Genomic DNA, 25,061 nt, shown 5'->3' with positions numbered 1-25,061 from the left:
TTATTCAAGATTGTTGCACCTCCTTTCAAAATTGATAAAGTAAGTATAAGTAAAAGTTAATTTGAGATAACCCTAGCAACCAGATTATGTAGCAACCTCGCAATTAGCTCTTAATATATAAGCCTGAATCCTCTGCTGCCAGGGGCTTATATATGACAAAGCAGATTTCGCGTAAGAAAAGGCAAATCTGGTGTAGGGACCACACTTTAAAGAGCGGTCAAGCCGCATGGAGGACGAAAGCCTGTCCCACATTAACTTTACAGTATAATAATGCTACAAGTTATCTCAAAAGTAAATAATAAGGCCGAAAAAAGATGAGACGGCCGCGTCATGAATCCTGCATATTGCGCAATATTACGGATTCATGGCAATAGATAAGATTTTAGACAAGATGAGAATATTAAAGATTTCCAGTTATAAATGTGCTTTATTAAATTTTTAAGAAGTGAGACAAATTTATTGTCTTTAAAATTAATTATACGAGGAGGCTAAAGTGATGAACGAAATAAGTATTGCACATCTTGTCAAATCAGAAGATTTAAACCATCACGGAACACTTTTTGCTGGAAGAATAGCTGAATGGTTTGTAGAAGCCTGTTTTATAGCAGCCTGTGACCTTATAAAAAAGCCTGAAAACATTGTTTGCCTGAAAATACACGGCCTTGAATTTAAAAAGAGTGCGACGAAAGGAGATATTATAAAAATAAAATCCCGTGTAGTTTTAACTGGAAGGTCTAGTGTAAAAACTTATGCTAAAATATATAAAAATGATGAAGCTGAGCCTATATTAGAAGGCTTTGCTACTTTTGTTCATGTAGATGAGAATGGAAGGCCAGCGCCGCATAATGTTACCTTACCTGAATCTGAAAGTGAAGAAGAAAGGATACTTAGAGAAAGAGCGAGGCAAATTACTTAAATTTGTGGTGAGAAAGTTATAGTAAAATTTAGAAAATTGTAAAAAAACAAATTTAAAATAAATTTTTAATTTTGTAGAATGAATTTTTGTTGATCCTTTTCTATTTTTCTTATTCTTATTTTTTAATTAAGCATTCATGTTTAAGCAGGCACAATATTGGTAAAAAATAAAACTAGGCGCATACTTAATAAATAGAGGAAAAGGGGGGTGATATAAAAATGGGTATAACAGTAAAAGAAGCATTACAAATAGGAAGACTAAAAGAAGGTAAAGTAGTAGCAGGAGAAAAAGGCTTAAATAGAATTGTAACGTATGTTGATATTTTAGAAGTTCCAGATATGATAGGGTGGTTAAGAGGAGAGGAATTACTACTAACTACGGGATATGCGATTAAGGATAATCCAGATATGCAAGAAAAGCTTATTTCAGAACTTGCGAAAATAAATGCTGCGGGTATTGTTATTAAAGTAAACCGTTTTTTAGATAAAATTCCTGAAATAATGATTAAAAAAGCAAATGAACTAAGTTTTCCAATTATTCAAATTCCACCAGATATACCATATATAGATATAACACATCCATTATTGAAAGAAATTTTACTAAAACAAAATGAAGAAAAATTTATGAACGAAACATTAAAAGAAATTTTATGTAATAATATGAATGACAAAACATTTGTTAAGAGAAAATTAAAATCATTATCTAGTAATTTTGATATAAATGCTCCAATAATAATGTTAGTGGCATCTTATGATAATATGGAGAGTTTAAAGAAAGTTGTAAAGATAGAAGAACTTCAAAATAAAAAGGTAATTGTGTTTGGAGAAATAGAAAATCATTTTGTGATTATTTGTAATGTAGACCATTCTTTGTTAGAAAATGCTGAATGGAAAAGAGATATAGAAGAACTTCTATTTTACTCTGACTCTAGTATTAAGGAAGAAAGAGATAATAATATAATGTGCGTAGTTAGTAGAATAATTACAGATTTCTCAATGATCCAAAAAGAATATCTTAGGTTAAGTAATGCCATTAATGTTATTGAGATAATGAAAGAGATAAGAAAATTGCTTATTAAAAATAAATTATGGTATTTTTACGATGAAATAGTGCATTATATTTTCTTATATACAATAAGTAATAGTGATAGTATAACGGATTTTATAGATTATATACTAACGCCATTTAAAAAGATTCCTGAAAAAGAACGAGAACTCCTTATGCATACTTTATACGAATATATCAGAAATGGGGGCAATATATCAAAAACTTCTCGTAATTGTTTTCTTCATAGAAATACTTTAATATATAGGATGAATAAATTAAGGGAAATTTTAAACACTTCTTTTAATTTTACTGACTCTCCAGAGGAAATGTTCAAATATTATCTAGCGCTTACTCTTCATCAATTCAAAAAATCAATAAATGAAGATGAATTAACTTAAGAAACAACATATGCACAAAAATATTATTTTTTTTTGTGCTTTATTGAACATTGTATAAATAAAAATAAAAATGTAAACTTATAATATAAAAACAAATAAGATATAAGTTTATCACTAATGATATATTGTTCCATGCTTCATATTGTTTCCCATCAATTCCAACCATCTATGATTTTTACTTCTCTATAATTATTCTGCAGAATTGACTAGTAAAATTAATATTTTTAATCAAAGGAGTGAGATAATGTGAAGAAAAAAATAAAAGTGGGACTTATACGAGTAGTTACTCTCTTAGAAGAAAATCTTTTGAGAACTCATGCTAATTTGCTTATGAAAAATTTCGAGAATTTAGAAGTTGAAACGAAATGTATTCCCGATCAACCAGAAGGAATTTATGATGACTATACAGAAAAAATTGCTGTACCCAAAATTGTAAACGTTGCTAGGGAATTTGAGAAGGAAGGGATGGATATAATTTTTATCAGTTGTGCAGCAGATCCAGGTGTGGAAGAATGCCGAAAAGTATTACATATTCCCGTAATAGGAGCTGGCTCTGCATGTGCTGCTGTAGCATATAGTGTTGGAGCAGAATTGGTGTATTAGGAATTACTGAAGAAGTACCTTACGCCATGATAAAGGTACTAAAGGATAAATTAGTTGCTAACATTAAACCAGAAAGGGTTAACACAACGTTGGATTTATTTAACGAAGAAGGAAAGAAAAATGCTTTGACAGCAGCACAATTATTAAAAGAAAAAGGCTGTGATACTATAGCTTTGGGATGTACAGGAATGTCGACAATTAATATTTACAAAAAAATAAAAGAAAATTTAGGCATTCCAGTAATAGACCCTGTTTTAGCAACGGGTGCTATTATTTCTTACTTAAACTTTTGAAGAGAGGAGGTAAAAAGTAATGAGTAAGATAAAATTAACATCTGAGATTGTAGAAGCCGCTGTTCTTGGTGGGTGTGTCTTAGGAGGAGGTGGTGGTGGCTCCATGGATGAGGGCAGAAAAATTGGTATGTTAGCAGTGAATTTGTCTTCTCCAGAATTAGTAGATATTGAAGATATTAACGAAAATGCCTTATTGATTAATGTTGCAGCTGTAGGTGCACCTTCTGCTAAAGATGCTTATGCAGAGCCTGTGCATTATATGAAGGCGATAGAGTTAGTGCAAAAAGTTGCTGATATAAAGATTGAGGGGATTATTTCAAATGAAGCTGGTGGTCTCGCAACTGTAAATGGTTGGTTACAAGCAGCAATGTTAGGAATTCCAGTAGTAGATGCACCATGCAATGGCAGAGCTCATCCTACAGGGATAATGGGCGCAATGGGATTACACAAAAATAAGGACTATAAAGCAATACAGGCAGCGGTAGGAGGAGCAAAAGAAAGAGCGACGTATACTGAAGTTGTAGCTATAGGATCTATCGAAAAGGCATCAGCTATTGTAAGGGTTGCTGCGGTGCAAGCAGGAGGTCTTGTGGCTGTAGCAAGAAATCCAATTTCATGCCAATATGCAAAAGAGAATGCTGCTTTAGGAGCAGTAAAACAAGCGATAAATTTGGGCAAGAAAATGATTGAAGCAAAAGAAAAAGGTGCGACAGAAGTAATAAATACAGTTTGTGATTTTTTAGGCGGAGAACTAATAACGACAGCTGTTGTTGAAAACATACACCTTGAATCAGTTGGTGGTTTTGATGTAGGAAGAGTAATTTTGGAAGATGATTTCGAAATAACTTTTTGGAATGAGTATATGACTTTAGAGAAAAAGGGAGAGCGGATTGCTACATTTCCAGACCTTATCATGACATTAAACACGGAAACAGGTATGCCAGTCACATCTGCTGAGATAAAAATGGGCCAAAAGATCGCTTTAATAAAAGTGAAGAAAGAAAAGATAAAATTAGGAGCAGGTATGAAGGATCCAGCACTTTTTAAAGCATGTGAGGAGGCGGTGGGCAAAAAAATAATAGAATATGTATTTTAGTTAAATTACTATTTTTTTAAAAATACTCAAAAGTGGGGGGATAAAAATGTTAAAACAAGTGATGGAAATATTAGAACTTTTAGATAGTGCCAGTGTAACTGGAGAAAGAGTAAAAAACTTTTTAAGAGGAAGAGGACTTGAAAATATTTGGGTAGAGGAAGTTAAAAGTGATAAAGGGAAAACGGATTTTATTAAAATATTTGTTAAAGGTAAAAAAGGCAAATCAGTTGGGGGTGATGCACCAACAATGGGTATTATTGGAAGATTGGGCGGAATAGGAGCAAGGCCAGAGATGATAGGTTATGTATCAGATGGAGATGGTGCTACTGCTGCTCTTTCTGTAGCGTTAAAACTAGCTGATATGAATTCGCAAGGAGATTTCCTTGAGGGTGATGTAATAATTGCTACTCATATATGTCCAAATGCACCTACTCAACCCCATGATCCAGTCCCATTTATGGGTTCACCAGTAGATATGCAAACAATGAACAAAATGGAAGTTGATCCTCAAATGGATGCAATTCTTTCCATAGATACTACAAAAGGTAATCGCATATTAAATCAAAGAGGATTTGCAATTACTCCTACAGTAAAAGATGGTTACATATTAAAGGTGAGCGATTCACTTCTTGATATAATGCAAACAGTAACGGGAAAATTGCCAGTGGTATTACCTATTACTACCCAAGATATTACGCCTTATGGGAATGGGCTTTATCATCTTAATAGTATAATGCAGCCATGTACTGCTACTTCTAGTCCGGTTGTGGGTGTAGCTATTACTGCAGAAAGTGCTGTGCCTGGTTGTGCGACGGGGGCATCTCATGAAACTGATATTGAGTTAGCTGCACGGTTTGTTTTGGAGGTAGCTAAAAGCTTTGGAAAGAAAGCATGTAAATTTTATGATGAAATTGAATGGGAAAAAATCATAAAACTTTATGGGTCGATGGAATATTTAAAAAAATTGGGGAGAGATAAAGATGAATGATTTTGTTGATATATCAAAAAAACTGCTCATTGATTGTTTAGGAGTTAATAAGGGGGAAAGTTTACTTGTGATAACTGATGATGCTAAAAAGGAGATAGGAGAATATTTTTATGAAGCAGGTAAAGAATTAAATCTTATTTCTATGTTGTTAAAAATACCCCTTGCAAAAAGGTCAGGAGAAGAACCACCTGAAGCAGTTGCTGAAACAATGAAAAAGGTAAATGTAATTATAGCTGTTACTGAGCATTCCCTTACACATACGAAAGCTAGAAAGGAAGCTACTGAAATGGGAGCAAGAGTTGCTACTATGCCTGGAATTACTAAAGAAATGCTTACAAAAGGTGCAATTACAGCTGATTATATTCATGTGGAAAAAATAACAAAGAAAGTAACGCAGATTCTGACGGAGGGTAAAAAAGTTAGAGTAGAAAAAGAGAGACATATATTGGAAATGAGCATAGAAGGTAGAAAAGGCGTAGAAAGTACAGGAAGATATCTTGAAAAAGGTCAGTCGGGAAATTTACCGTCTGGAGAAGCATATATTGCACCAGTTGAAGGGACTGCTGAGGGAACAATCTTAGTTGATGGTAGCATTGTAGGATTGGGAAAACTGAATTCACCTATTTTGCTTAAGATAGAAAAGGGCCTTTTAATAGATGCCGAAGGAGAAAGAGCTGAAGAATGGCTCAAAATATTAGGAGATTCAGAAGCTGCAAGGAATTTAGGAGAATTCGGCATTGGAACAAACCCCAAAGCTCTATTGACAGGAAATATTCTAGAAGACGAAAAAATTTTAGGAACGATTCATGTTGCCTTTGGAAGTAATCATACTTTCGGTGGCAAAGTTAATGCAGGAGTACATTTAGATGCAGTTGTCTTAAATCCTACTGTATATGTGGATGATAAGATAATTTTGGAAAGGGGTAAACTCGTGATATGAAATGAAAGCACAATTGACTATTACTGTTAATACAGGTAAATGGCTTATTTCAAGGGCTATTACAAAAATTCCAGAAGTTCAAAAAGCTTTTGAAAAAGGGAGGATTGTTTTAAAAGGTGGTACTACTGTTTCGTGTGTTTCAGAAGAACTAATAGGGTTGAAACTGCGAATTTCAGGAAGAATTACACCAAGAGGTACGGTGGGGAGCTTTAAAAGTATAGAAGCTCCACATAGTATACTTATTGAAAAAGGCAAATGGGAAAATATTGATGAGTGTTTTATAGAAAAGGTTTTGGGGTTAGAACCTGGTGATGTAATCATAATAGGAGCTAATGCAATAGATACAGAAGGGAATGCTGCTATAATGGCGGGAAGTCCTGGAGGAGGAAACCCAGGAAAAGCTATTGCTGCTCTTACTGCGGAAGGCGTTAACACAATAATTGCTGCGGGATTAGAAAAACTTATACCGGGAAGAATTCCTGAGATTACCCGAAAATGTGGAAGAAAAGTATGTGATTTTGCAATGGGCATGTCTGTCGGATTAATACCAGTTTATGGGCGTATAGTAACTGAAGTTGAGGCATTAAAAATATTAGGTGATGTTGAAGTTACTGTAATAGGTAAAGGGGGAATAAATGGAGCAGAAGGCTCTACAACAATTGTAGTAGAAGGCAGCGAGGAATCAGTAAAAAAAATAATAAAAGAAGTTTCTGAGGCGAGTAACAGGCATTTAAGCGGCAATGAAGAGAGTCTCAAAGAATGTAAACCAGGGTCGCCAGGATGTGTTTATCATTTATCATGTTATTATTCTCATAAAAATAAAATTAAGACCAATTTTAATGAAGTGAGATATTTTAAATAGTGAGGAAAGGAGGTGTCTTAATCCTGAATTGAAGATTAGCAACTATTAATTTAATTAAGAAATAAGTAGTGGAATCTAATTACAAAATAATATGAGGAGGTTCATTTATGGTTAATGAACAAAATTCAAAAAATAATGAAAAACATCCTTCAATTTTTGAGCCGATACCATTGATATTTAATGCTGCAATTGCGGTGTTTGGGGCAATTATTGGGCTTCAACTTATAACAACGTTAGGAGTTTCACCTAATACATCAATTATTGGTGCTCTTATTGCTATATTAGTTTCAAGAATTCCTCTAGAATTTTTTAAAAATTTTAGATCGATTCATCACCAGAATTTAATGCAAACTTCTATTTCTTCTGCAACATTTGGGGCTGCCAATAGTTTAATGATTCCAATTGGTGTTCCATTTTTAATAGGAAAACCAGAGTTGGTTATGCCTATGTTAATTGGTGCTGCCTTGGCAATGTTTACTGATGCTACAATTTTGTATAAACTTTTTGATTCCGATATATTTCCTGCTTCTAATGCGTGGCCCCCTGGGGTTGCTACTGCAGAATCAATACTTGCAGCTGATAAAGGAGGTAAACGTGCATCTCTTTTAGGTATTGGAATATTGTTAGGAATAATAGGGTCATATTTAAAAATTTCAATGTCTGCTTTTGGTATTGCATTTATCGGTAACATTTGGGCATTAACAATGTTTGGAATAGGTTTATTAATTCGCCAGTATTCTACTTCTTTATTTGGAATTGATGTTAACAAGCTATATATTCCCCATGGTATTATGATAGGTGCAGGATTAGTTGCATTAATTCAAATAATAATGATTTTTAGGAAAAGCCGAGATGTTAAAGGAAAAAGTGAGGAAGAAAATAAAAAAATTCGATTAACTCGTACTCCTGGAGAAACAAAACAAACAATAGTGATAGGATTTGTAGCTTATCTTGTAGTAGCAAGTACTATTGCGTTATTAGGGGGACTAGTGGCAAAAATGTCATTTGGAATGTTGATAGTATTTATAATATTTGCTGCTTTAGCTGCGTATTTTCATGAATTAATTGTTGGAATTTCTGCAATGCATTCCGGATGGTTTCCCGCTTTTGCAGTAGCTTTTGTCACACTTTTAATTGGTATGATAATAGGTTTTCCACCAGTAGCACTTGCTCTTTTGGTAGGATATAGTGCGAGTACTGGCCCTGCATTCGCGGATATGGGATATGACCTTAAGGCAGGTTATATTTTACGAGGTATGGGAATGAATCCTCAATTAGAGCTTGAAGGAAGAAAGCAGCAGTATATTACGGCTATGATTGCGTTTGGTGTAGCGTTACTTGTGGTGATTTTTTCACATCAAACATATTTTTTGCAAAACTTAGTTCCTCCAGTTGACAGAGTTTATGTGTCTACTATTAAAGCTGGTACGTCTCCAGAAGTTGCAAAGCAACTCTTAATATGGGCAATACCGGGAGCGATTGTTCAGCTAATTGGAGGTCCAAGTCGTCAAATAGGGGTACTTTTTGCTACAGGTCTTTTGATTTTAAATCCAAATGCTGGTTGGGCGGTTCTTGCTGGTGTTATAATTCGAGGGATAATGATAAAGATTAAAGGGAAAGAAGCGGAAATACCTATGAGCATTTTGGCGGCAGGTTTTATCGCAGGAGATGCACTATATAGCTTTTTTAGCTCTATGTTCCATGTAAAAGCAATAAAGACTAAATGATAATGATGTATCTAATTCAGATACTTAAACTTTATATAAGTGTTAAACATTAGAGAAGTAGCTGATAGAGAAAAATATAGGAAAATCCCTATAGATTATAATTATAATGAAGTGATTTTTGCTATTTGCAAAGTGATTAGTAAAAATAAATTTTATGGAAAAGGGTGTCAATCAATGAAAAAACTCGGAATGATAACAATTGGGCAGGCTCCGCGTACTGATGTAGCTCCTATAATTGAAAAATATCTCAATGGACGAGCTGAGCTTATCCAACGGGGAGTACTAGATGGATTAACAAAAGAATATATTGAGCAGAATTTATATCCTGAAAAAGGAGAATATGTTCTTACAACTCGATTGGCTACGGGGGAATCAGTGATTATATCCCGTGAAAAAATTCAACCAATTTTGCAAGATAAAATTTATTTATTAGAAGAAGAAGGAATTAATCAAATACTTCTCCTTTGCACAGGAGAATTTCCTGGACTTAAAACAAATAAATCTTATCTCATTGAGCCGGATCGTATTTTAACTCCTACGGTTAAAGCTTTAGTTGGCAATCGACAATTAGGAGTAATAGTGCCTCTAGAAGAGCAAATAGAAGCTTTAAAGTCAAAATATTATTCTTATAATTTAGATCCTTTAATTGTAGCTGCTTCTCCTTATAAAAAGGACTTAACAACTTTTACAGAAGCTTGTCAACAAATAAAAGATAAGGTAGATATTATCTTACTGGATTGTATGGGTTATACTGAAGAAATTAGAGAATTAGTATCTGAAATAACGGAATTACCCGTAATATTGTCAAATGCACTTATGGCAAAATTAGTATCGGAGATGATTTAGAAGCTATGAAATTTTAGAGTGATTAAAATAATTTGAGATATGAGTCATAAATGTTAAACAAAATTTTCTGGCCAATTACAAAGACAAGGATCCCCCAAGGGGTCCTATTTTTATACTAAAACTATCGAATATTATATTTTTGTATTCTTCTTTGAAGTGCAAAACGACTAATACCTAAAAGCTCCGCTGCTTTGGTTATGTTTCCAGATGTCATTGTTAATGCCTTATTTATATGCTGTTTTTCTAATTCTGCCAGAGTTAGAAATTCTTTTTTAAAATTATTCTGTGGATTTGTAAGTGTAGTTATAAAGTCGAGAGGTAATTCTTTTTCGGTTATAATATCCTTTTGAGCTAAAATAAAAATGCGTTCCATAATGTTTTTAAGTTCTCTTACATTACCTGGCCAAGAATAATTTTCAAGGAGATATAATGCTTTTGGCGAGAAACCTTTTATATTTTTTTTGAACTGACGATTAAAAATTTGTCTATAGTGTTCTACAAGAAGAGGAATGTCTTTAGGGCGTTCTCTTAATGGAGGTATATTTAATTGTATAGTATTTAATCGATAATAGAGGTCACTTCTAAATTTATAAGCTTCTACTTCTCTTTTGAGATTTTTGTTTGTCGCTGCTATTATTCGTGTATCTACAGGAAAATTTGTAAGACCTCCTACACGTCGTATTTTTTTCTCTTCAAGGAAACGCAGAAATTTTGATTGAAGTTCCAATGGGAGCTCACCTATTTCATCAAGGAAAAACGTACCTTTATCTGCTAATTCTAGAAGTCCTTTTTTACGTTCAGAAGCTCCTGTAAACGCATTTTTTTCATGACCGAAGAGTTCACTTTCAAAGAGGGGGGATGGAATACTTCCACAATTTACTGCTATAAAAGGTTTTTGAGCTCTTGGACTTTTTTCATGGATCATACGAGCTATAAGTTCTTTTCCTGTTCCTGTTTCTCCTTGAATTAATACAGTTGAATCAGAAGATGCAATTAAATCTATTTGAGCTAAAATTTGAAGCATATTTGGATCTTGAGTTATAAATGATGTTTTTTTGCTTTGAGATTTTAAAATTATACTTTCTTTTTTTAATGCTTGCTCTTCTAAAGCATGTTTTACAGCAATTTTTAGTTCATTAATGTCAAAAGGCTTTGTAATGAAGTCATAAGCTCCTTTTTTTATAGCTTCTACAGCAGTAGAGGTATCACCAAATGCAGTTATTATAATAACTATTATATCTTCATTAAAATTTTTAATTTTTAGTAGTAATGAAAGGCCATTCATGTCAGGAAGTCTAAGGTCAAGTATTACGATGTCTGGGGAAAAATGTTCTAATTTTGATAAAGCTTCTCGGGCAGATAAAGTAAAAATAGTATTATATCCTTCACTTTCAAAAGATAGTTTAAGTGCATTACATATTGCTAATTCGTCGTCAATAATAAGAACTTTATAATTCATGATGCAATCACTCCTTTTTATATTTTTTCGACAAAGAAATTTAATATCCTTCTTAGTTTTTTGTCTGGTTATTTTAAAAAATATCTCAGTAGATAAAAATATTGGTAGATGCAATTTTTCAAGGTAATGGTCTAAAAAGTTATTAACAATAACGAAAAAGCCATTGGATAATATCCAATAGCCTTTATTAATACCTAGAATATTAAATAATAATTTGAGACAATATACTAAAATAATTTCAAAATTACTATAAGAACAATTCTATATATAATACAAGATTGTTTATTTAAAAAGCTGTGCTATTCCTGGAAGTGAGCTAATACCTCCATATAGAGTTAAAAGAAATACAAAAATTCCTAAAATTAGAAGTATAATTGGATGTTGATATTCCCCTACAATTTTTTTATTGCGAGAAGCTAGTAGCATTGAACCGAGAGTTAAAGGTAATATTAACCCATTTATTGCCCCAGCAAATGCGCTTCTACTTCCATGAAAGGAAAGAGAAGCCGCTTTTAAGTTGTAATAGATTTTAATCTTTAAGTTGCAGCATCCGTTTGGAATATTCGAATGTTACTACTATCATTGCTATTGCTAACAAAATAGCTACATATACTCCTCCAGCCATAGAACCTATTATTTCCACTAAGTAAGTACTTATCATTGGAGTAGTTCCAGTTACAAATCCATTGCCAACTTGATAAGAGAAACTGATTCCTGTAGTTCTTGCAAGTGTAGGGAATAAAGCAGAAAGATACGAAGCTTGGGAGGTATAAACTAACCCATGGGAGAACCCACCTAATGCAACTGCGCTAACCAATAAAGCAGGAGAATTGAAAGCGATGGCAGCTGATAAAGCTGTGAGTGTTAGTCCCAGTAATCCCAAATATATAAAAGTCCGATTGCCATATTTTTCACTTAAGAATCCCCCAAGTATAACTCCTATTAATTCAGCAATTCCGAAAAGCATTACTATTTTAATATAAACGCCGGAAGAAATTATCCCTTTTGCCATGGCTGTAGCAGGAAGTGTAGTCCAGCTGTATATAAATCCTGCTCCCACTGCTCCTGTCAACATGACACCTGTAAATGTTTGAAGAGGATAACGAGCTACCACAGTCTTTAATGGATCAGGTATTTCTTTTGTTTCTTTTTTGGCTTCTTCATATTCGAAAGCTTCTGGAAACCTTATTCTAAACAGAAGTCCTATGAGCACCAAAATTAAACTGATAAGAAAGGCGATGCGCCATCCCCATGCTGCCATTGTATTTCCTCCAAGAGTTGATTGCAAAATCAGAAGTATACCTGCAGCAAGCATAACTCCAACAGGAACACCACTCTGTACTATAATTTGTGCTACGACTTTTCGCTTTGTCATGTCATAGATATAGCTTGTAGCTGCTCCCCATTCTCCGCCTATTGAGAGACCCATTAAGATTCGAAGTACGACAACCGTAATAGGTGCCCAAATTCCCCAACTAGCATATGTGGGTATGGCACCTATCAAAGATGTTGATAATCCAGCCAGAAATAAAGTCCAGAAAAGAGCTTCTTTTCTCCCACGCTTATCACCAATGTAGCCAAATAAAATTGCTCCTAGAGGTCTCACTGCAAAAGTTATAGCATATGTTACATATACGGCGAGCAAAGCTACCAGAGGATCGTGAGATGGAAAAAAAGCTTTTCCTACGTATACCCCACCTATTGCAAATAAGAAGACATCATACCATTCGAGGATAGTCCCTGTCATTACACCTACAGCGATGCCAGGCGAAAGCTTTGGCCTTTCATTTATTTCTTTCAACTTAATAACCTCCCTTCCCAATTTTTTATAATACCTGATAATGGCCACAAATTTTAGGGCAATATATTTCTGGTTTTCTGAGAAAGAGTACAGGAATTATTTTCCTGGCTTCTTCAACTAGATCTAAATCAATGGATATTTCACTATACTTTTCTCCTATGCTTAAGTCCGTCAGCACAGTACCAAATGGGTCTATTACAGAGGACCTTCCTGTAAAGGTTTTGTTAAATTGACAGGCAACGACCATATAAGAAGTATTTTCTACTGCTCTTGCTCTGATGAGTAAAGATAAGGTTTCTTCTTTAAGCGGGCCTGAATACCATGCTGTAGGCATAATAAACATTTCAGCTCCTTCTAATGCCAGCACTCTATATAACTCTGGAAAGCGTAAATCAAAGCAGACGGATAAAGCTATTTTTACTTTACCAATGTCATAAACTTTTGAAGATTCATTTCCAGCTACTACATAATCAGATTCTTTGTAATTGTATGCGTCAAACAAATGAATTTTTCTGTAAGTTCCAATTAGTTTGCCTTCCGGACTGATGAGAAATGCCGTATTATAAACTTTAGGGGAAAAAAAACTTTTTTCAAGGAAGGCTCCTATAAGATAAATTTTGTGCGATAAAGCTATTTCCTGTAAAGAAGTTATAAAAGAACCTTCTAAAGGTTCAGCCAACTCATATGATTTTTCTGGAGATAATCCTACAAAATGGTAATTAGAATATTCCGGAATTACCACGATTTCTGCATATTTCCTCCTACCTGTTAACTTTTTTATTTTTTCTAAATTTTCTTTTTTCTCTTGGGTAGCTCCAAACTGTACGATCCCAATTGTTAATTCTCTCAATTTTTATTCTCCCTCGCTTTTTTCAGGTATTCCGGGGAGTATCTTGATATTGTATTTATGTTCTAAACTGCGTTTTAATACGGGATCATGCATTAGGATTTTAAATTCTTCACCAAAAAGCAATTCTCCAGTTATAGAAGGAATTGTACCTGAAAAGATTACAAGACCATTTTTGTCTATCTTTAATTCTTTTTCAATGTCTTCAATGAGTTTTTCTGGGGGGTATAGGGCTTTTAACGGGTCTTCTTGGTATAGAATTTCTTTTCCCTTGACTGTTATAAAGCTTTTAATTACGATTTCATCCCAGTGATCCTTTACATCTTTATATTTCCATACCTTTTTTGGAATTATTACTGGATACATTTGTTTGCTCTTGCGTACTCCGTACTTTTCAAGGTCTCTGTCTGTATGGTCACTTCCCACAGTGACATACAAAATATCTTTGTCAACAAAAAGTACATATTCTACTTCGCCATTAGTTTTGTCGTCCAGGACTTCTACTTCCTCATCAAACCTTAAAAGATAGCGAGATATGGGATATAACATGGGGACACGTGGTGGTTTTGGCACGCCCAGTTTTGCTAATTCTTCAATATGTTTCATAACACCTTCAGTGTTTCTTCCACTGTAACCACCGAGTACAAGGTATTTAACTTCAAAGTCCACAGTTTCAGAAAGGCCATCTTTATTGATAACCTCTAATCCTATTTTCACAAATTTGTCCCTCCTCGAGTTAGAATTTTTGTTTGGAATCTAATTAATCACCTCCCTAAAGAATTAATTTTTAGGGTTTCTGGTAACTTTTATATGCATATTTTATGCCAAAGATTGTTTTATCAATTTACCTTTAATACAGGTAAACAGTCAATGTCTATACCGTTCATTTTCGCTCATCAAGTTCGGAATTGCACGCGGAAAAGAAAGATAAATGGTGGTTCCCCTCTTTACCTCGCTTTCTACCTTGATATGGCCGTTATTTTTTGCTACGAGGGTTTGTACAACTGAAAGCCCCAGGCCTGTTCCTTTTGTGAATGTTGAGAAGAAAGGGGTAAAAATTTTTTCTAAATTTTCAGGTGGGATCCCCATGCCATAGTCTTTTACATAGATGCATATCTCATCTCTTTCGCTTATTGCGCCAATTTTTATTTTTCCCTTTATATTACTTGCTTTAATAGCATTAGTTAAAATGTTTAGCATAATCTGTTTAAAATGGTTTTTATCTACCAGGATATATTCTTCATTTGAAAATGATGTAGCAAAAGAAATTCTCTTTTTTTTCGCAAGGTGGAATACTAACATTATACATTCATTTATCGCTTTTTTAATTTCTACAGATTCTAAATTTGGTTCAGATGGTCTGGCATAATTGATTAAGTTTGTTATAATTCTATCTATTCTTTCTATTTCTTGATGTAAAAGAGAAAAAAGGGTATTTGTAGTTTCGTTTTTTTCACAGTAGGGTTCTAGAACTTGTAATGAAGTTTTTATACCCTGTAAAGGATTGCGTATTTCATGAGCTATTATTGCGGACATTTCTCCTACAAAAGCGAGACGGTTTATGTGCTCTATATTCTGCTTTATTTTTTCTTTTTCAGTTACATCTTGAAAGGTGAAAATTATTAAGTTATCTACGAAATTTAAATGATATTCGATATAAAAGGGAAGACCCTTTTTATTCTTGAGGTAAAGCAATGTGTTATGCCCTTTATTATTTTGGCGATTGGGAGATTTTATAATGTTTTTTACTAGTTTTTCTAGTTCAGGAATATTGGAGAAATAAACATCGGCGATTTCGTTCTGAATCAACTTACTGTAGAAAGAATCAAATACAACTATTCCGTATTCGACTCCACGAAGAATTTTTTGATTTAACTCAACCATTTTAGTTATTTCTGCTACATAATTGTCTAACTTTTTTGCCATCCTTAAAAATGCATCTTTTAGAAGAGCTATTTCATCTTTTCCATCGTACTCTATGTCAATAGAAAAATTTCCTTTTGAAATCTCATCACAAGCATTGACAAGTTTTTTATAGGCTTTGTTATGCTGTAGGAGAAAAAAATCGTCAACTGAGATGCAGCAAGAATTGCAATAATTGCTACAAATATAGTATACTTTTGAAGTTCTAGAAGTTGTTTTGCAATAGTTTCGTTATCAACTATTTTCATTGTAATATCATGTGAATAAAGTAATGTAATAAACATTTTGTAGGAGCCATAGTAAGATACGATTCCTACAACAGCTAAGGATAAAGTAAGGATAAATAAAAAAGGAAGAAGGATCTTATTATCAAGGCTTTTCATATCTTTCCCTCCTCTTTTCAAATATTATAACGAGAAGAAAAATAAGCGAGGATAGCAAAAAGCTCCAGAAAGCTGGATGAATGGACAAAAAAGTGTGATTATCAGGCCATTTGTAGTGAATTCCCCAGAAAACTATGTATGAAATAATTCCTACAAAAGAGGAGAATTCCAAAGCTTTCCTAGGAGGCTTTTTTGCAAACAAGACTGTGTATAAAGGTATAAAAGCTGTTACTGTAAATATGCCCCATATGTTTCCACCAAATTGAATCAGCTTTTCAGGTGGATTAAAGGAAAGAATTAGGGAAAAGGTTCCAGCTATGGCTATAATGATTCTATTCCAAAACAGCATTTTTTCATCGTTTGTAATAGTTCTTTTAAATATAAAGGGGAGTATATCATAGGTTATACTATTAGCAATAAGCAGTAGTTCAGCATTAGCAGTAGAAACAGAAGCTGCAATTATTCCAATAAGAAGTACGCCAATGGTATAGTCATTTCTTAATTGTAAAAATAAGGTGGGGATGATCTCATCCACATTTTTTATACTTGGAGAAGTAGGAATAAGTGTTCTCAAGCCTATACTGCCTACTATCATGCCAGAGTACATGATAGTTAAAATAATAAGAGAAAAAATAATCATTCTACGAGCTGTTTTTTCATTTTTTGCGGAAATTATTCTTATTATATACTGGGGATTTGAGGCCAATCCGAGTCCCCAGCCAAAAAAAGAAGTAAACAGGTACATAGGTGGTTGAAGCCCTCTACAGAAAGGGTCTAATAATCCGCCTTTAGGGGTATAAAAATTCCAGCCTTCTATGGGAAGAGTGTCTATATTTTTAGCCATTTCCCATATATTAATGATTCCTCCCGTATGTATTATTATAATTACACCGAATACTATAGCAGCGATTGCCTTAATAGAAGCGTTTACTACATCTGTCCTAGCGATAGAGTATAATCCTCCAAATGTAGTATAAAGGATATAAAGGTATACGAGAAAGATTGCTATGCGATATGGGATGTTCAAAAGAAGTTCCATTGCTATTCCGAAACCTTTGATCTGCATGGTAATGTAAAGGATGTAGGAAATTACAATAAGGAAGGCAAGAAGCAATCTTAAAGAAAAAGATTTATGTATTTCGTATAAAAGCTCGGGGAAAGTTAGCACTTTGCATTTTTTTAATGTGGGAACCAAAAAGCTCATGAGGAATGCCCCTAAAAACCATGGGATTACACTATAAATTATACCAGAGACACCATATATATAAAGAGAACTTCTTAATCCCAGGAAGGAAGCAGCGCTAAACCATGTTCCTACAAAAGTAGCTATGCTGAGCAATGTCCCAAGGGAATGATTTGCTACAAAAAAATCCTTTGAAGTATTTGTTTCGTAGAATCCCTTTCTAGCAGTGTAAATTATCAAAAGAGTGTATAAAAAGAAAAAAATCATCACTATGAGAGATGTATTCAAAGTAGAACACTCCTTTCTTAGCTAGTTTTGATTAACATTTTCGTAATTAGTAATTAATAGGAATAACAGTAGAATGGGGATTTATTTTGTGATAATGATATCATAAATTTTTTCTTTTTTAAAGGTGTGCAGAATGATGTGCGAAAAAGCACACTATGGATATGGATTATATATTGAAGTCTTAGTTAACCTCTTAATTTGGCAAAAATAAATTGTTAAAAGGTAGGAGAAAAACTGGCATGAAAATTGCAAAAAATATAATATTTAGGAAAATAAGAATAAGGGGGTAATCGTGATGTACAGAGTGGATATAAATAGCGATATTGGTGAAAGCTTTGGAGCATATAAAATAGGGATGGATGAAGAGATAGTAAAATACATTTCCTCTGCCAATATCGCGTGTGGATTTCATGCAGGAGATCCAATGGTAATGGCTTTGACTGTTGATCGTTGTTTAGAAAATAGGGTTTTAATAGGGGCACATCCTGGTTTCCCTGATTTGCTGGGATTTGGAAGGAGAAATTTGGATGCTTCTCCAGAAGAAATAAAAAATTATGTGATATACCAAATAGGAGCGTTGCAGGCTTTTGCTGAAAGCAGAGGTATGAAATTACAGCACGTGAAGGCGCATGGAGCGCTTTACAACATGGCGGCAGTTGATGAAAAAATTGCCATGGCAATTGCAGAAGCTATAGCATCTGTGGATAAAAATCTAATATGTGTGGGGATGGCAAATACGGCAATGGAAAAAGCAGCAGAAAAAGTTGGTTTGAAGTTTGCTTATGAGGTGTTTGCAGATAGAAATATAAACCCAGACGGCACTTTGGTTTCCAGGAAGCACCCCAATGCTATAATTCGCGATGAAGAACTTGCCTGCAAGAGAGTATTGAGGATGGTAAAAGAAGGAGTTTGTGAAGCTATAGATGGTACTTTGGTAAAAGTAAAGGTGGATACTATATGTGTCCATGGGGATAATCCTAAGGCCGTAGAATTTGCAAAAAAGATAAGAAAAACTTTAGAAGAAAATGGGGTAGAAATCCTTCCAATGAGCAAATTTGTATAGATTATGGATATAGAATTAAGGAGCTGAGAGGAATGTATGAAAAACCCAGAATATTACCTTTTGGAGACAAAGGGATTGTGGTTGAATTTGGCAACGAAATAACTGTAGAGTGTAACGAAAAAGTTGTAAATCTGTATCGAATATTAAAAAAAGAGAGCAAAAAAGGAATAATTTCTATGATTCCTACATACAGGTCTTTGCTTATAAAATACAATCCTTTAGAAATTTCTTATAATGAACTCGTAAAATATGTTTCAGAGAAAATGGGGAGAGAAGAAATAAAAGAAGAATTTAAACCGCAGGTATATGAAATACCAGTGGTATATGGAGGAGAATTTGGACCTGACCTTGAATTTGTAGCCAAATATAACAATTTGTCTATTGAAGAGGTGATAGCAATTCACAGTGCTCCCCTCTATAGAATTTATATGGTAGGGTTTACTATGGGTTTTGCGTATTTAGGCGGAATGTCCGAAAAGATTGCGACACCTCGACTTGAGACTCCTCGCACAGAAATAAAAGCGGGATCTGTGGGGATTGCAGGAAATCAAACGGGAATTTACCCTCTTTCAAGCCCAGGAGGATGGCGTATAATAGGGAGAACTCCTGTGAGATTGTACGATCCGGAAAGAGAAAAGCCAATTTTATTTGAGGCAGGAAACTATATAAAGTTCATTCCCGTCTCTGAAGAGGAATATTACAAGATAGAAAAAGAAATACAAGAGGGTAAATATCAACTGCGCATTTACGAATATCTAAATCATAATCTGAGTGGGTGATAAAATGGAATGTTTTAAAATATTAGAGCCGGGATTATTTACTACTATTCAAGATCTAGGTAGGTTTGGCTATGAGAGCCAGGGAGTTCCTACTTCTGGCGCAATGGACGAATTTGCTTTTAGGGTAGCTAACAGACTTTTAGAAAATGAAGAAAATGATGCGTGTTTGGAAATTACTCTTGTGGGACCTACTTTAGAAGCATTAACTGATACTTTTGTAGCTGTGACAGGAGCAGAGATGCAACCCCTGGTCAATGATATACCAAGACCCATGTGGTCTTCTTTTCCTGTAAGAAAAGGGGATATCATATCTTTTTCTCCTATAAAGTCTGGATTAAGAGTGTATCTCGCAGTTAAAGGGGGATTTAAAGGGGACTATGTAATGGGAAGCGTTTCAACGTACACTCGCGGCAAATTGGGAGGCTTTAAAGGAAGGCGTTTAGAAAAAGGAGATATACTTGAAAAAAATCCTTCTTCTCAAGCCTCACTTCAGGCAAAAAAGGTGCGTGAAAGGTATATTCCCTCTTATTCCTCTGAAGAAGAGGTGAGGGTTATACTAGGTCCCCAGGATGACTATTTTGAAGAAGAAGCTATAAAGGTGTTTTTGACTTCTTCTTATATCATTAGCAAAGACTCAGATAGAATGGGATATAGATTAGAAGGGCCTTTCCTCAAAGCAAAAGAAAGGTATGATATCGTTTCAGACGGGCTTTTACCAGGAGCAGTTCAGGTACCTGCAAATGGGCAACCTATTGTGATTTTGAAAGATGCGCAGACCACAGGTGGGTATACAAAAATTGCTACGGTAATTTCTTCAGACCTTTCTAAAATAGCTCAATTAAAGCCCGGAGATAGGATTAGATTTAAGGCAATAACTTTGGAAGAAGCCCATAGGGCTTTGGAAGAGATGGAAAAATTAATAGATGAGATAGAAATTTCTGCAAAAGAGATAAAGTACTTTACAGTGAAGGTTGATAAAGAATCTTTCGATGTCAGCGTAGAACCTTTTTGAGGAGTGAAATAAATGACAAAGAAAAGCAAAGAAAAAAAACTTCGCATAAACAAAAAATGGTGCAAAGGGTGTGGGATTTGCGTAGAATTTTGCCCCAAGAAAGTTTTAGAGCTAAAGGAAGGAAAAGTTCATTTAATTGATGAAGAAAAATGCATAAAGTGCGGAATATGTGAGACGTACTGCCCTGATTATGCCATTTACATTGAAGAGGTATGAAGCAATTTACAGGGAGGGAGAAAAATGTGGGAGGAAAAAGAGCTGGAAAAGATAAAGAAAGCAAAAGAAGAATGGGAACAGGACACAGTTAGAAAAGTGCTCAACAAGTTTCCAGAAAGGAGAGAAAAATTTGAAACAAGTTCAGGGATAGAAATTAAAAGGCTTTATACTCCGCTGGACTTAGAAGAATTTGACTACAACGAGAAACTGGGCTTTCCAGGAGAATATCCTTTTACAAGAGGAATACAGCCTACCATGTATCGCGGCAGATTTTGGACCATGAGGCAGTACGCAGGTTTTGCCACTGCAGAGGAATCAAACAAGAGGTATAAATATTTGCTAGAACAGGGGCAGACGGGTTTAAGCATTGCTTTTGACCTTTCCACACAAATAGGTTATGATTCTGACCATCCGCTAGCCGAAGGAGAAGTAGGGAAAGTAGGTGTAGCTATAGATTCACTGCAGGACATGGAAATACTCTTCGATGGGATTCCCCTTGACAAAGTAAGCACCTCCATGACAATAAACGCACCGGCAGCAGTATTACTGGCCATGTATATAGCGGTAGCTGAAAAGCAGGGGGTAACTCCAGATAAGCTTGACGGCACAATACAGAATGACATTTTAAAAGAATATGTAGCGAGAGGTACCTACATTTTCCCAATAGAGCCTTCAATGAGGCTTATCACAAATATATTTGAATACTGTTCCAAGAATGTTCCAAAATGGAACACCATAAGCATAAGCGGTTATCACATAAGGGAAGCGGGCGCCACGGCAGTGCAAGAAATAGCCTTTACCTTTGCAAATGCCATAGCGTATGTAGAAGCTGCCTTAAAGGCAGGCCTTGACATAGACGATTTTGCACCTCGCCTTTCATTTTTCTTTAATGCTCACAATAACCTATTTGAAGAAGTAGCGAAGTTTAGAGCTGCTCGCAGGTTATGGGCTAAAATAATGAAAGAAAGATTTGGAGCCAAAAATCCTCGTTCAATGATGTTGAGATTTCACACTCAAACAGCAGGTTCAACATTAACCGCGCAGCAACCAGACAACAACATCATAAGAGTGACAATTCAAGCTTTAGCTGCGGTTTTAGGAGGTACTCAATCACTTCACACGAACAGTAGAGACGAAGCTCTTGCCCTTCCAACAGAAGAATCAGCGAGAATAGCTCTTAGAACCCAGCAGATAATTGCGTATGAGAGTGGAGTTGCTGATGTAGTGGATCCTTTAGCAGGTTCTTACTATGTAGAGAACTTAACAGATGAAATAGAAAAAAGAGCGATGGATTATATTGAAAAAATTGATAGGATGGGCGGTGCAACTGTAGCTATTGAAAATGGATACATGCAGAGAGAGATTCAGAATAGCGCATATAATTACCAAAAAGAAGTGGAATCAAAAGAAAAAATTGTAGTAGGGGTAAACATGTTCCAGATAGAAGAAGAACCCCCCAAAAACTTATTAAAAGTAGACCCTAAAGTAGAAGAACTGCAAAAACAAAAGCTCAAAAAATTGAGAAAAGAAAGAGATAACGAAAAAGTGCAAAAAGTATTGAATGACTTAAAAGAAGCTTGCAAAGGTACAGATAACCTGATGCCATACATTTTAGAAGCGGTTAAAGTGTACGCTACATTAGGAGAGATCTGTGGGGTAATGAGAGAAGTATTTGGAGAATACAAAGCACCCAGCATATTTTAACTCCAGGAGGTTATAAACATGGAAAAGCCTATAAGGGTACTGGTGGCAAAACCGGGGTTGGACGGGCATGACAGGGGCGCAAAGGTTATAGCAAGGGCTCTAAGAGATGCCGGCATGGAAGTTATATACACAGGATTAAGGCAGACACCTGAGCAGATAGTGGAGGCAGCCATACAGGAAGACGTGGACGTAGTTGCATTGAGCATACTCTCAGGCGCTCACAATACACTTTTTCCCAAAATAACAAAGCTTCTAAAAGAGAGAGGGGCAGAGGACATACTTGTAATAGGCGGAGGTGTAATACCAGAAGAAGACATCCCCTTTTTAAAAGAGCACGGCATAGCAGAAATATTCACCCCTGGTACCCCGACGTCGGCAGTTATTGAGTATATAAAAGCCAATGTTAAGAGGTTGGCAAAAAAATGATGGAATTAGAAAAGCTGCTTCTTAATAGAGACAAAAGAGCAATAGCAAGAGCCATAACCTACGCTGAAGACGACGAAGAAAAAGCCAGGGAGATAATAAGAAAACTTTACAAAAGGTCCGGCAATGCCTATATAGTTGGCATTACCGGACCGCCAGGGGTTGGCAAGAGCACTTTGACTGACAGATTGGTAAAGAAATTGACCCTTATACAGTTGCAGAAGCTCTCTATAGGCAAATACTCGAGAGGAGGGAATGATGTGATCAAAAAGGTAGACCACATAGGAATAGCAGTAAAGAGCATAGAAGAAGCGAGAAAGTTTTATGAAGAAGTGCTGGGCTTGAAAGTGACAGGGATAGAAGAAGTTGAAGAGCAGAAGGTAAAGACGGCCTTTATTCCAGTTGGGGAGAGCGAGATAGAGCTTTTAGAGTCAACATCAGAGGATGGACCTGTCGCTAAATTCATAGAAAAAAGAGGAGAGGGCATACACCACATAGCACTTCAGGTAGATGACATTGAAAAGGCGCTAAAGGAGTTGAAGGGAAAAGGGGTAGTTCTCATAGATGAAGTGCCAAGGTATGGGGCAGGAGGCGCAAGAATTGCCTTTGTTCACCCCAAAAGCGCAAATGGCGTATTACTGGAGCTTTGTGAGAGGAAGTGAAAAATACAACCTTCATGGGGGTATGAAAAATGAGCGTGCAAGCTAAAATAGAAGAACTAAAAAGGAAATATCAAAAAATAAAAGAAGGGGGAGGTGAAAAAAGGATAGAAAAGCAACATGAGGCAGGTAAGCTCACAGCAAGGGAAAGACTAGCCCTTTTACTTGATGAACATAGCTTTGTAGAAATCGATCCTTTTGTGGAGCACAGATGTACAGACTTTGGAATGGAAAAAACAGAAGCACCTGCAGAAGGAGTCATTACAGGATACGGCACAATTGATGGCAGGCTTGTATTTGTATTTGCGCAGGACTTTACTGTTCTTGGAGGCTCTCTTGGAGAATACCATGCAAAGAAAATAACAAAAGTCATGGACATGGCGATGAAAATGGGAGCGCCCTTAATTGGGCTTAACGATTCAGGAGGTGCTCGAATACAGGAAGGAGTAGATGCACTATCAGGTTATGGTCAGATCTTTTACAGAAATACTTTGGCTTCAGGAGTTATACCTCAGATTTCAGTGATAATGGGTCCCTGTGCAGGAGGAGCCGTGTACTCACCTGCCTTAACAGATTTCATATTTATGGTTGACAAAACAAGCTATATGTTCATAACAGGGCCCCAAGTCATAAAAGCAGTGACAGGGGAAGAGGTGACCCATGAGCAATTAGGAGGAGCGACAACCCACAACACATTGAGTGGAGTAGCACACTTTGTGTTTCCAGATGAAAGACAGACTCTGATGGCTGTAAAAAAATTATTAAGCTACCTACCTGCAAACAATATGGAAGACCCTCCTGTTGTTGACACAGGAGACAATCCCAATAGAGTGGAAGTGGAACTAAATACAATAATTCCTGATAACCCCAATAAGGCCTACAATATGAAGGAAGTAATAAAACTGATAGTTGACAGTGGCGAATTTTTTGAAGTTCAACCGTACTATGCTCAAAATATTATCACTGGCTTTGCAAGGCTTAATGGCCGTAGTGTAGGAATAATAGCAAATAATCCAAGTGTTCTTGCAGGAGTGCTTGATATAAATGCATCTGATAAAGCGGCAAGATTTATACGTTTTTGTGATGCTTTCAATATCCCGATACTTAGTTTAGTGGATGTTCCAGGTTTTTTGCCAGGAACACAACAGGAATATGGCGGGATAATAAGACATGGGGCTAAGATGCTTTATGCCTATTCAGAAGCGACAGTTCCAAAAGTTACTTTGATAATAAGAAAAGCTTATGGTGGAGCTTATCTTGCAATGTGTAGCAGAGATTTAGGAGCAGATATGGTTTTGGCATGGCCTACAGCAGAGATTGCGGTAATGGGTCCAGAAGGGGCTGCTAATATAATTTTCAAAAAAGAAATAGAAGAGGCAGAAAATCCAGCGGAAGTAAGGCAGCAAAAGATAGAAGAATATAGAGAGAGCTTTGCAAATCCTTATAGAGCGGCTGCAAGAGGATACATAGATAATGTAATTGAACCTGCTATAACTCGTCCGATTATTATTTCAGCTTTTGATATGCTTACGTCAAAAAGAGAAAAAAGACCTCCTAAAAAACATGGCAATATTCCACTGTAAAATTATGGTTAATGTAGGGATA

The 25,061-nt window shown here is 35.4% G+C and carries 25 protein-coding genes and 1 pseudogene; 19 read left to right on the top strand and 7 right to left on the bottom strand.

All coding sequences use genetic code 11. The features are described 5' to 3' along the window. Positions 1-496: 496 nt before the first annotated feature. The 10 genes from THYS13_RS04245 (at position 497) to THYS13_RS04205 (ending at position 9,716) form a co-directional block, all read left to right on the top strand. The gene (locus tag THYS13_RS04245) at positions 497-916 is read left to right on the top strand and encodes an acyl-CoA thioesterase (RefSeq protein WP_042833293.1); all 420 of its coding nucleotides are present in this window, start codon (positions 497-499) and stop codon (positions 914-916) included. A 218-nt stretch (positions 917-1,134) separates the two neighbouring features. Beyond that, complete coding sequence (locus THYS13_RS04240; protein ID WP_042833292.1) at positions 1,135-2,361, top strand: PucR family transcriptional regulator; 1,227 nt, start codon at positions 1,135-1,137, stop codon at positions 2,359-2,361. Between the two features lie 246 nt (positions 2,362-2,607). Then, entirely contained in the window at positions 2,608-2,964 is a 357-nt protein-coding gene (locus THYS13_RS14775; RefSeq protein WP_201035653.1) for an aspartate/glutamate racemase family protein, read from the top strand. Positions 2,965-2,990: 26 nt separating this feature from the next. Beyond that, on the top strand, positions 2,991-3,257 hold the full coding sequence (locus THYS13_RS14770; RefSeq protein ID WP_201035652.1) for an aspartate/glutamate racemase family protein: 267 nt from the start codon (positions 2,991-2,993) through the stop codon (positions 3,255-3,257). A 19-nt stretch (positions 3,258-3,276) separates the two neighbouring features. Next, on the top strand, positions 3,277-4,353 hold the full coding sequence (locus THYS13_RS04230) for a DUF917 family protein (protein ID WP_042833291.1): 1,077 nt from the start codon (positions 3,277-3,279) through the stop codon (positions 4,351-4,353). A gap of 46 nt (positions 4,354-4,399) precedes the next feature. Further along, on the top strand, positions 4,400-5,341 hold the full coding sequence (locus THYS13_RS04225) for a DUF1177 domain-containing protein (protein ID WP_042833290.1): 942 nt from the start codon (positions 4,400-4,402) through the stop codon (positions 5,339-5,341). Beyond that, positions 5,334-6,281 (top strand): aminopeptidase, encoded by a 948-nt coding sequence (locus tag THYS13_RS04220; RefSeq protein ID WP_042833289.1) that lies wholly within the window; start codon positions 5,334-5,336, stop codon positions 6,279-6,281. The genes THYS13_RS04225 and THYS13_RS04220 overlap by 8 nt, the downstream gene beginning before the upstream one ends. A 1-nt stretch (position 6,282) precedes the next feature. Then, a complete protein-coding gene (locus THYS13_RS04215) occupies positions 6,283-7,143 on the top strand; it encodes a hypothetical protein (protein ID WP_052210458.1) in 861 nt (286 codons plus the stop codon). 107 nt (positions 7,144-7,250) lie between these two features. After that, positions 7,251-8,870 carry an OPT/YSL family transporter gene (locus tag THYS13_RS04210; protein ID WP_042833288.1) on the top strand — a complete coding sequence of 540 codons (1,620 nt, stop codon included), beginning with the start codon at positions 7,251-7,253 and terminating at the stop codon, positions 8,868-8,870. A gap of 174 nt (positions 8,871-9,044) precedes the next feature. Continuing rightward, positions 9,045-9,716 (top strand): AroM family protein, encoded by a 672-nt coding sequence (locus tag THYS13_RS04205; RefSeq protein WP_042833287.1) that lies wholly within the window; start codon positions 9,045-9,047, stop codon positions 9,714-9,716. 121 nt (positions 9,717-9,837) lie between these two features. On the opposite strand, the gene THYS13_RS04200 is transcribed toward THYS13_RS04205, so the two are convergent. The 7 genes from THYS13_RS04200 to THYS13_RS04170 form a co-directional block, all read right to left on the bottom strand. Further along, positions 9,838-11,175, bottom strand: coding sequence for a sigma-54 dependent transcriptional regulator (locus THYS13_RS04200; RefSeq protein WP_042833286.1), 1,338 nt, complete (start codon positions 11,173-11,175; stop codon positions 9,838-9,840). 529 nt (positions 11,176-11,704) lie between these two features. Beyond that, positions 11,705-12,976, bottom strand: coding sequence for an MFS transporter (locus tag THYS13_RS04195; RefSeq protein ID WP_052210457.1), 1,272 nt, complete (start codon positions 12,974-12,976; stop codon positions 11,705-11,707). Positions 12,977-13,001: 25 nt separating this feature from the next. Next, complete coding sequence (locus tag THYS13_RS04190) at positions 13,002-13,826, bottom strand: carbon-nitrogen hydrolase family protein (protein WP_052210456.1); 825 nt, start codon at positions 13,824-13,826, stop codon at positions 13,002-13,004. A 3-nt stretch (positions 13,827-13,829) separates the two neighbouring features. Then, entirely contained in the window at positions 13,830-14,540 is a 711-nt protein-coding gene (locus tag THYS13_RS04185; RefSeq protein WP_052210455.1) for a DUF2848 family protein, read from the bottom strand. A 150-nt stretch (positions 14,541-14,690) separates the two neighbouring features. After that, a complete protein-coding gene (locus THYS13_RS04180) occupies positions 14,691-15,749 on the bottom strand; it encodes a nitrogen regulation protein NR(II) (protein WP_042833285.1) in 1,059 nt (352 codons plus the stop codon). A 50-nt stretch (positions 15,750-15,799) separates the two neighbouring features. Further along, complete coding sequence (locus tag THYS13_RS14565; protein WP_042833284.1) at positions 15,800-16,129, bottom strand: hypothetical protein; 330 nt, start codon at positions 16,127-16,129, stop codon at positions 15,800-15,802. After that, positions 16,116-17,600: a sodium:solute symporter family protein gene (locus THYS13_RS04170; RefSeq protein WP_042833283.1), complete on the bottom strand. Its 1,485-nt coding sequence runs from the start codon at positions 17,598-17,600 to the stop codon at positions 16,116-16,118. Before THYS13_RS04170 ends, THYS13_RS14565 begins: the two co-directional genes overlap by 14 nt. A gap of 295 nt (positions 17,601-17,895) precedes the next feature. Here THYS13_RS04170 and THYS13_RS04165 point away from each other — a divergent pair, with 295 nt between their 5' ends. The 9 genes and pseudogenes from THYS13_RS04165 (at position 17,896) to THYS13_RS04130 (ending at position 25,039) form a co-directional block, all read left to right on the top strand. After that, on the top strand, positions 17,896-18,663 hold the full coding sequence (locus THYS13_RS04165; RefSeq protein ID WP_042833282.1) for a LamB/YcsF family protein: 768 nt from the start codon (positions 17,896-17,898) through the stop codon (positions 18,661-18,663). A 32-nt stretch (positions 18,664-18,695) separates the two neighbouring features. Continuing rightward, on the top strand, positions 18,696-19,442 hold the full coding sequence (pxpB, locus tag THYS13_RS04160; RefSeq protein WP_042833281.1) for a 5-oxoprolinase subunit PxpB: 747 nt from the start codon (positions 18,696-18,698) through the stop codon (positions 19,440-19,442). A 4-nt stretch (positions 19,443-19,446) separates the two neighbouring features. Then, complete coding sequence (locus tag THYS13_RS04155; protein ID WP_042833280.1) at positions 19,447-20,454, top strand: biotin-dependent carboxyltransferase family protein; 1,008 nt, start codon at positions 19,447-19,449, stop codon at positions 20,452-20,454. A 12-nt stretch (positions 20,455-20,466) separates the two neighbouring features. Continuing rightward, on the top strand, positions 20,467-20,670 hold the full coding sequence (locus THYS13_RS04150; RefSeq protein ID WP_042833279.1) for a 4Fe-4S binding protein: 204 nt from the start codon (positions 20,467-20,469) through the stop codon (positions 20,668-20,670). 24 nt (positions 20,671-20,694) lie between these two features. Then, the gene (locus THYS13_RS04145; protein WP_042833278.1) at positions 20,695-22,374 is read left to right on the top strand and encodes a methylmalonyl-CoA mutase; all 1,680 of its coding nucleotides are present in this window, start codon (positions 20,695-20,697) and stop codon (positions 22,372-22,374) included. Positions 22,375-22,392: 18 nt separating this feature from the next. Further along, on the top strand, positions 22,393-22,800 hold the full coding sequence (locus THYS13_RS04140; RefSeq protein ID WP_042833277.1) for a cobalamin B12-binding domain-containing protein: 408 nt from the start codon (positions 22,393-22,395) through the stop codon (positions 22,798-22,800). After that, positions 22,797-22,988, top strand: a pseudogene (locus tag THYS13_RS14845) (methylmalonyl Co-A mutase-associated GTPase MeaB); the annotation flags it as partial. The gene THYS13_RS04140 and the pseudogene THYS13_RS14845, both read left to right, overlap by 4 nt. A gap of 69 nt (positions 22,989-23,057) precedes the next feature. Beyond that, positions 23,058-23,459, top strand: coding sequence for a methylmalonyl-CoA epimerase (gene mce, locus THYS13_RS14840; protein WP_042833949.1), 402 nt, complete (start codon positions 23,058-23,060; stop codon positions 23,457-23,459). Between the two features lie 29 nt (positions 23,460-23,488). Continuing rightward, positions 23,489-25,039 (top strand): acyl-CoA carboxylase subunit beta, encoded by a 1,551-nt coding sequence (locus tag THYS13_RS04130; protein WP_042833276.1) that lies wholly within the window; start codon positions 23,489-23,491, stop codon positions 25,037-25,039. The last annotated feature ends 22 nt before the right edge of the window (positions 25,040-25,061 follow it).

It is taken from the genome of Thermoanaerobacter sp. YS13 (assembly GCF_000806225.2).
In the GTDB taxonomy this organism is placed as follows: domain Bacteria; phylum Bacillota; class Thermoanaerobacteria; order Thermoanaerobacterales; family Thermoanaerobacteraceae; genus Thermoanaerobacter; species Thermoanaerobacter uzonensis.
This window is presented reverse-complemented; position numbering and strand designations above follow the sequence as displayed.

Excerpts from the sequence above, each read along its gene's own strand:
- THYS13_RS04245 (WP_042833293.1), top strand. The coding sequence starts at position 497 with ATGAACGAAATAAGTATTGCACATCTTGTCAAATCAGAAGATTTAAAC.
- THYS13_RS04240 (WP_042833292.1), top strand. The coding sequence starts at position 1,135 with ATGGGTATAACAGTAAAAGAAGCATTACAAATAGGAAGACTAAAAGAA.
- THYS13_RS14770 (WP_201035652.1), top strand. The coding sequence starts at position 2,991 with ATGATAAAGGTACTAAAGGATAAATTAGTTGCTAACATTAAACCAGAA.
- THYS13_RS04230 (WP_042833291.1), top strand. The coding sequence starts at position 3,277 with ATGAGTAAGATAAAATTAACATCTGAGATTGTAGAAGCCGCTGTTCTT.
- THYS13_RS04225 (WP_042833290.1), top strand. The coding sequence starts at position 4,400 with ATGTTAAAACAAGTGATGGAAATATTAGAACTTTTAGATAGTGCCAGT.
- THYS13_RS04220 (WP_042833289.1), top strand. The coding sequence starts at position 5,334 with ATGAATGATTTTGTTGATATATCAAAAAAACTGCTCATTGATTGTTTA.
- THYS13_RS04215 (WP_052210458.1), top strand. The coding sequence starts at position 6,283 with ATGAAAGCACAATTGACTATTACTGTTAATACAGGTAAATGGCTTATT.
- THYS13_RS04210 (WP_042833288.1), top strand. The coding sequence starts at position 7,251 with ATGGTTAATGAACAAAATTCAAAAAATAATGAAAAACATCCTTCAATT.
- THYS13_RS04205 (WP_042833287.1), top strand. The coding sequence starts at position 9,045 with ATGAAAAAACTCGGAATGATAACAATTGGGCAGGCTCCGCGTACTGAT.
- THYS13_RS04200 (WP_042833286.1), bottom strand. The coding sequence starts at position 11,175 with ATGAATTATAAAGTTCTTATTATTGACGACGAATTAGCAATATGTAAT.
- THYS13_RS04180 (WP_042833285.1), bottom strand. The coding sequence starts at position 15,749 with ATGGCAAAAAAGTTAGACAATTATGTAGCAGAAATAACTAAAATGGTT.
- THYS13_RS14565 (WP_042833284.1), bottom strand. The coding sequence starts at position 16,129 with ATGAAAAGCCTTGATAATAAGATCCTTCTTCCTTTTTTATTTATCCTT.
- THYS13_RS04165 (WP_042833282.1), top strand. The coding sequence starts at position 17,896 with ATGTACAGAGTGGATATAAATAGCGATATTGGTGAAAGCTTTGGAGCA.
- pxpB (WP_042833281.1), top strand. The coding sequence starts at position 18,696 with ATGTATGAAAAACCCAGAATATTACCTTTTGGAGACAAAGGGATTGTG.
- THYS13_RS04155 (WP_042833280.1), top strand. The coding sequence starts at position 19,447 with ATGGAATGTTTTAAAATATTAGAGCCGGGATTATTTACTACTATTCAA.
- THYS13_RS04150 (WP_042833279.1), top strand. The coding sequence starts at position 20,467 with ATGACAAAGAAAAGCAAAGAAAAAAAACTTCGCATAAACAAAAAATGG.
- THYS13_RS04145 (WP_042833278.1), top strand. The coding sequence starts at position 20,695 with ATGTGGGAGGAAAAAGAGCTGGAAAAGATAAAGAAAGCAAAAGAAGAA.
- THYS13_RS04140 (WP_042833277.1), top strand. The coding sequence starts at position 22,393 with ATGGAAAAGCCTATAAGGGTACTGGTGGCAAAACCGGGGTTGGACGGG.
- THYS13_RS04130 (WP_042833276.1), top strand. The coding sequence starts at position 23,489 with ATGAGCGTGCAAGCTAAAATAGAAGAACTAAAAAGGAAATATCAAAAA.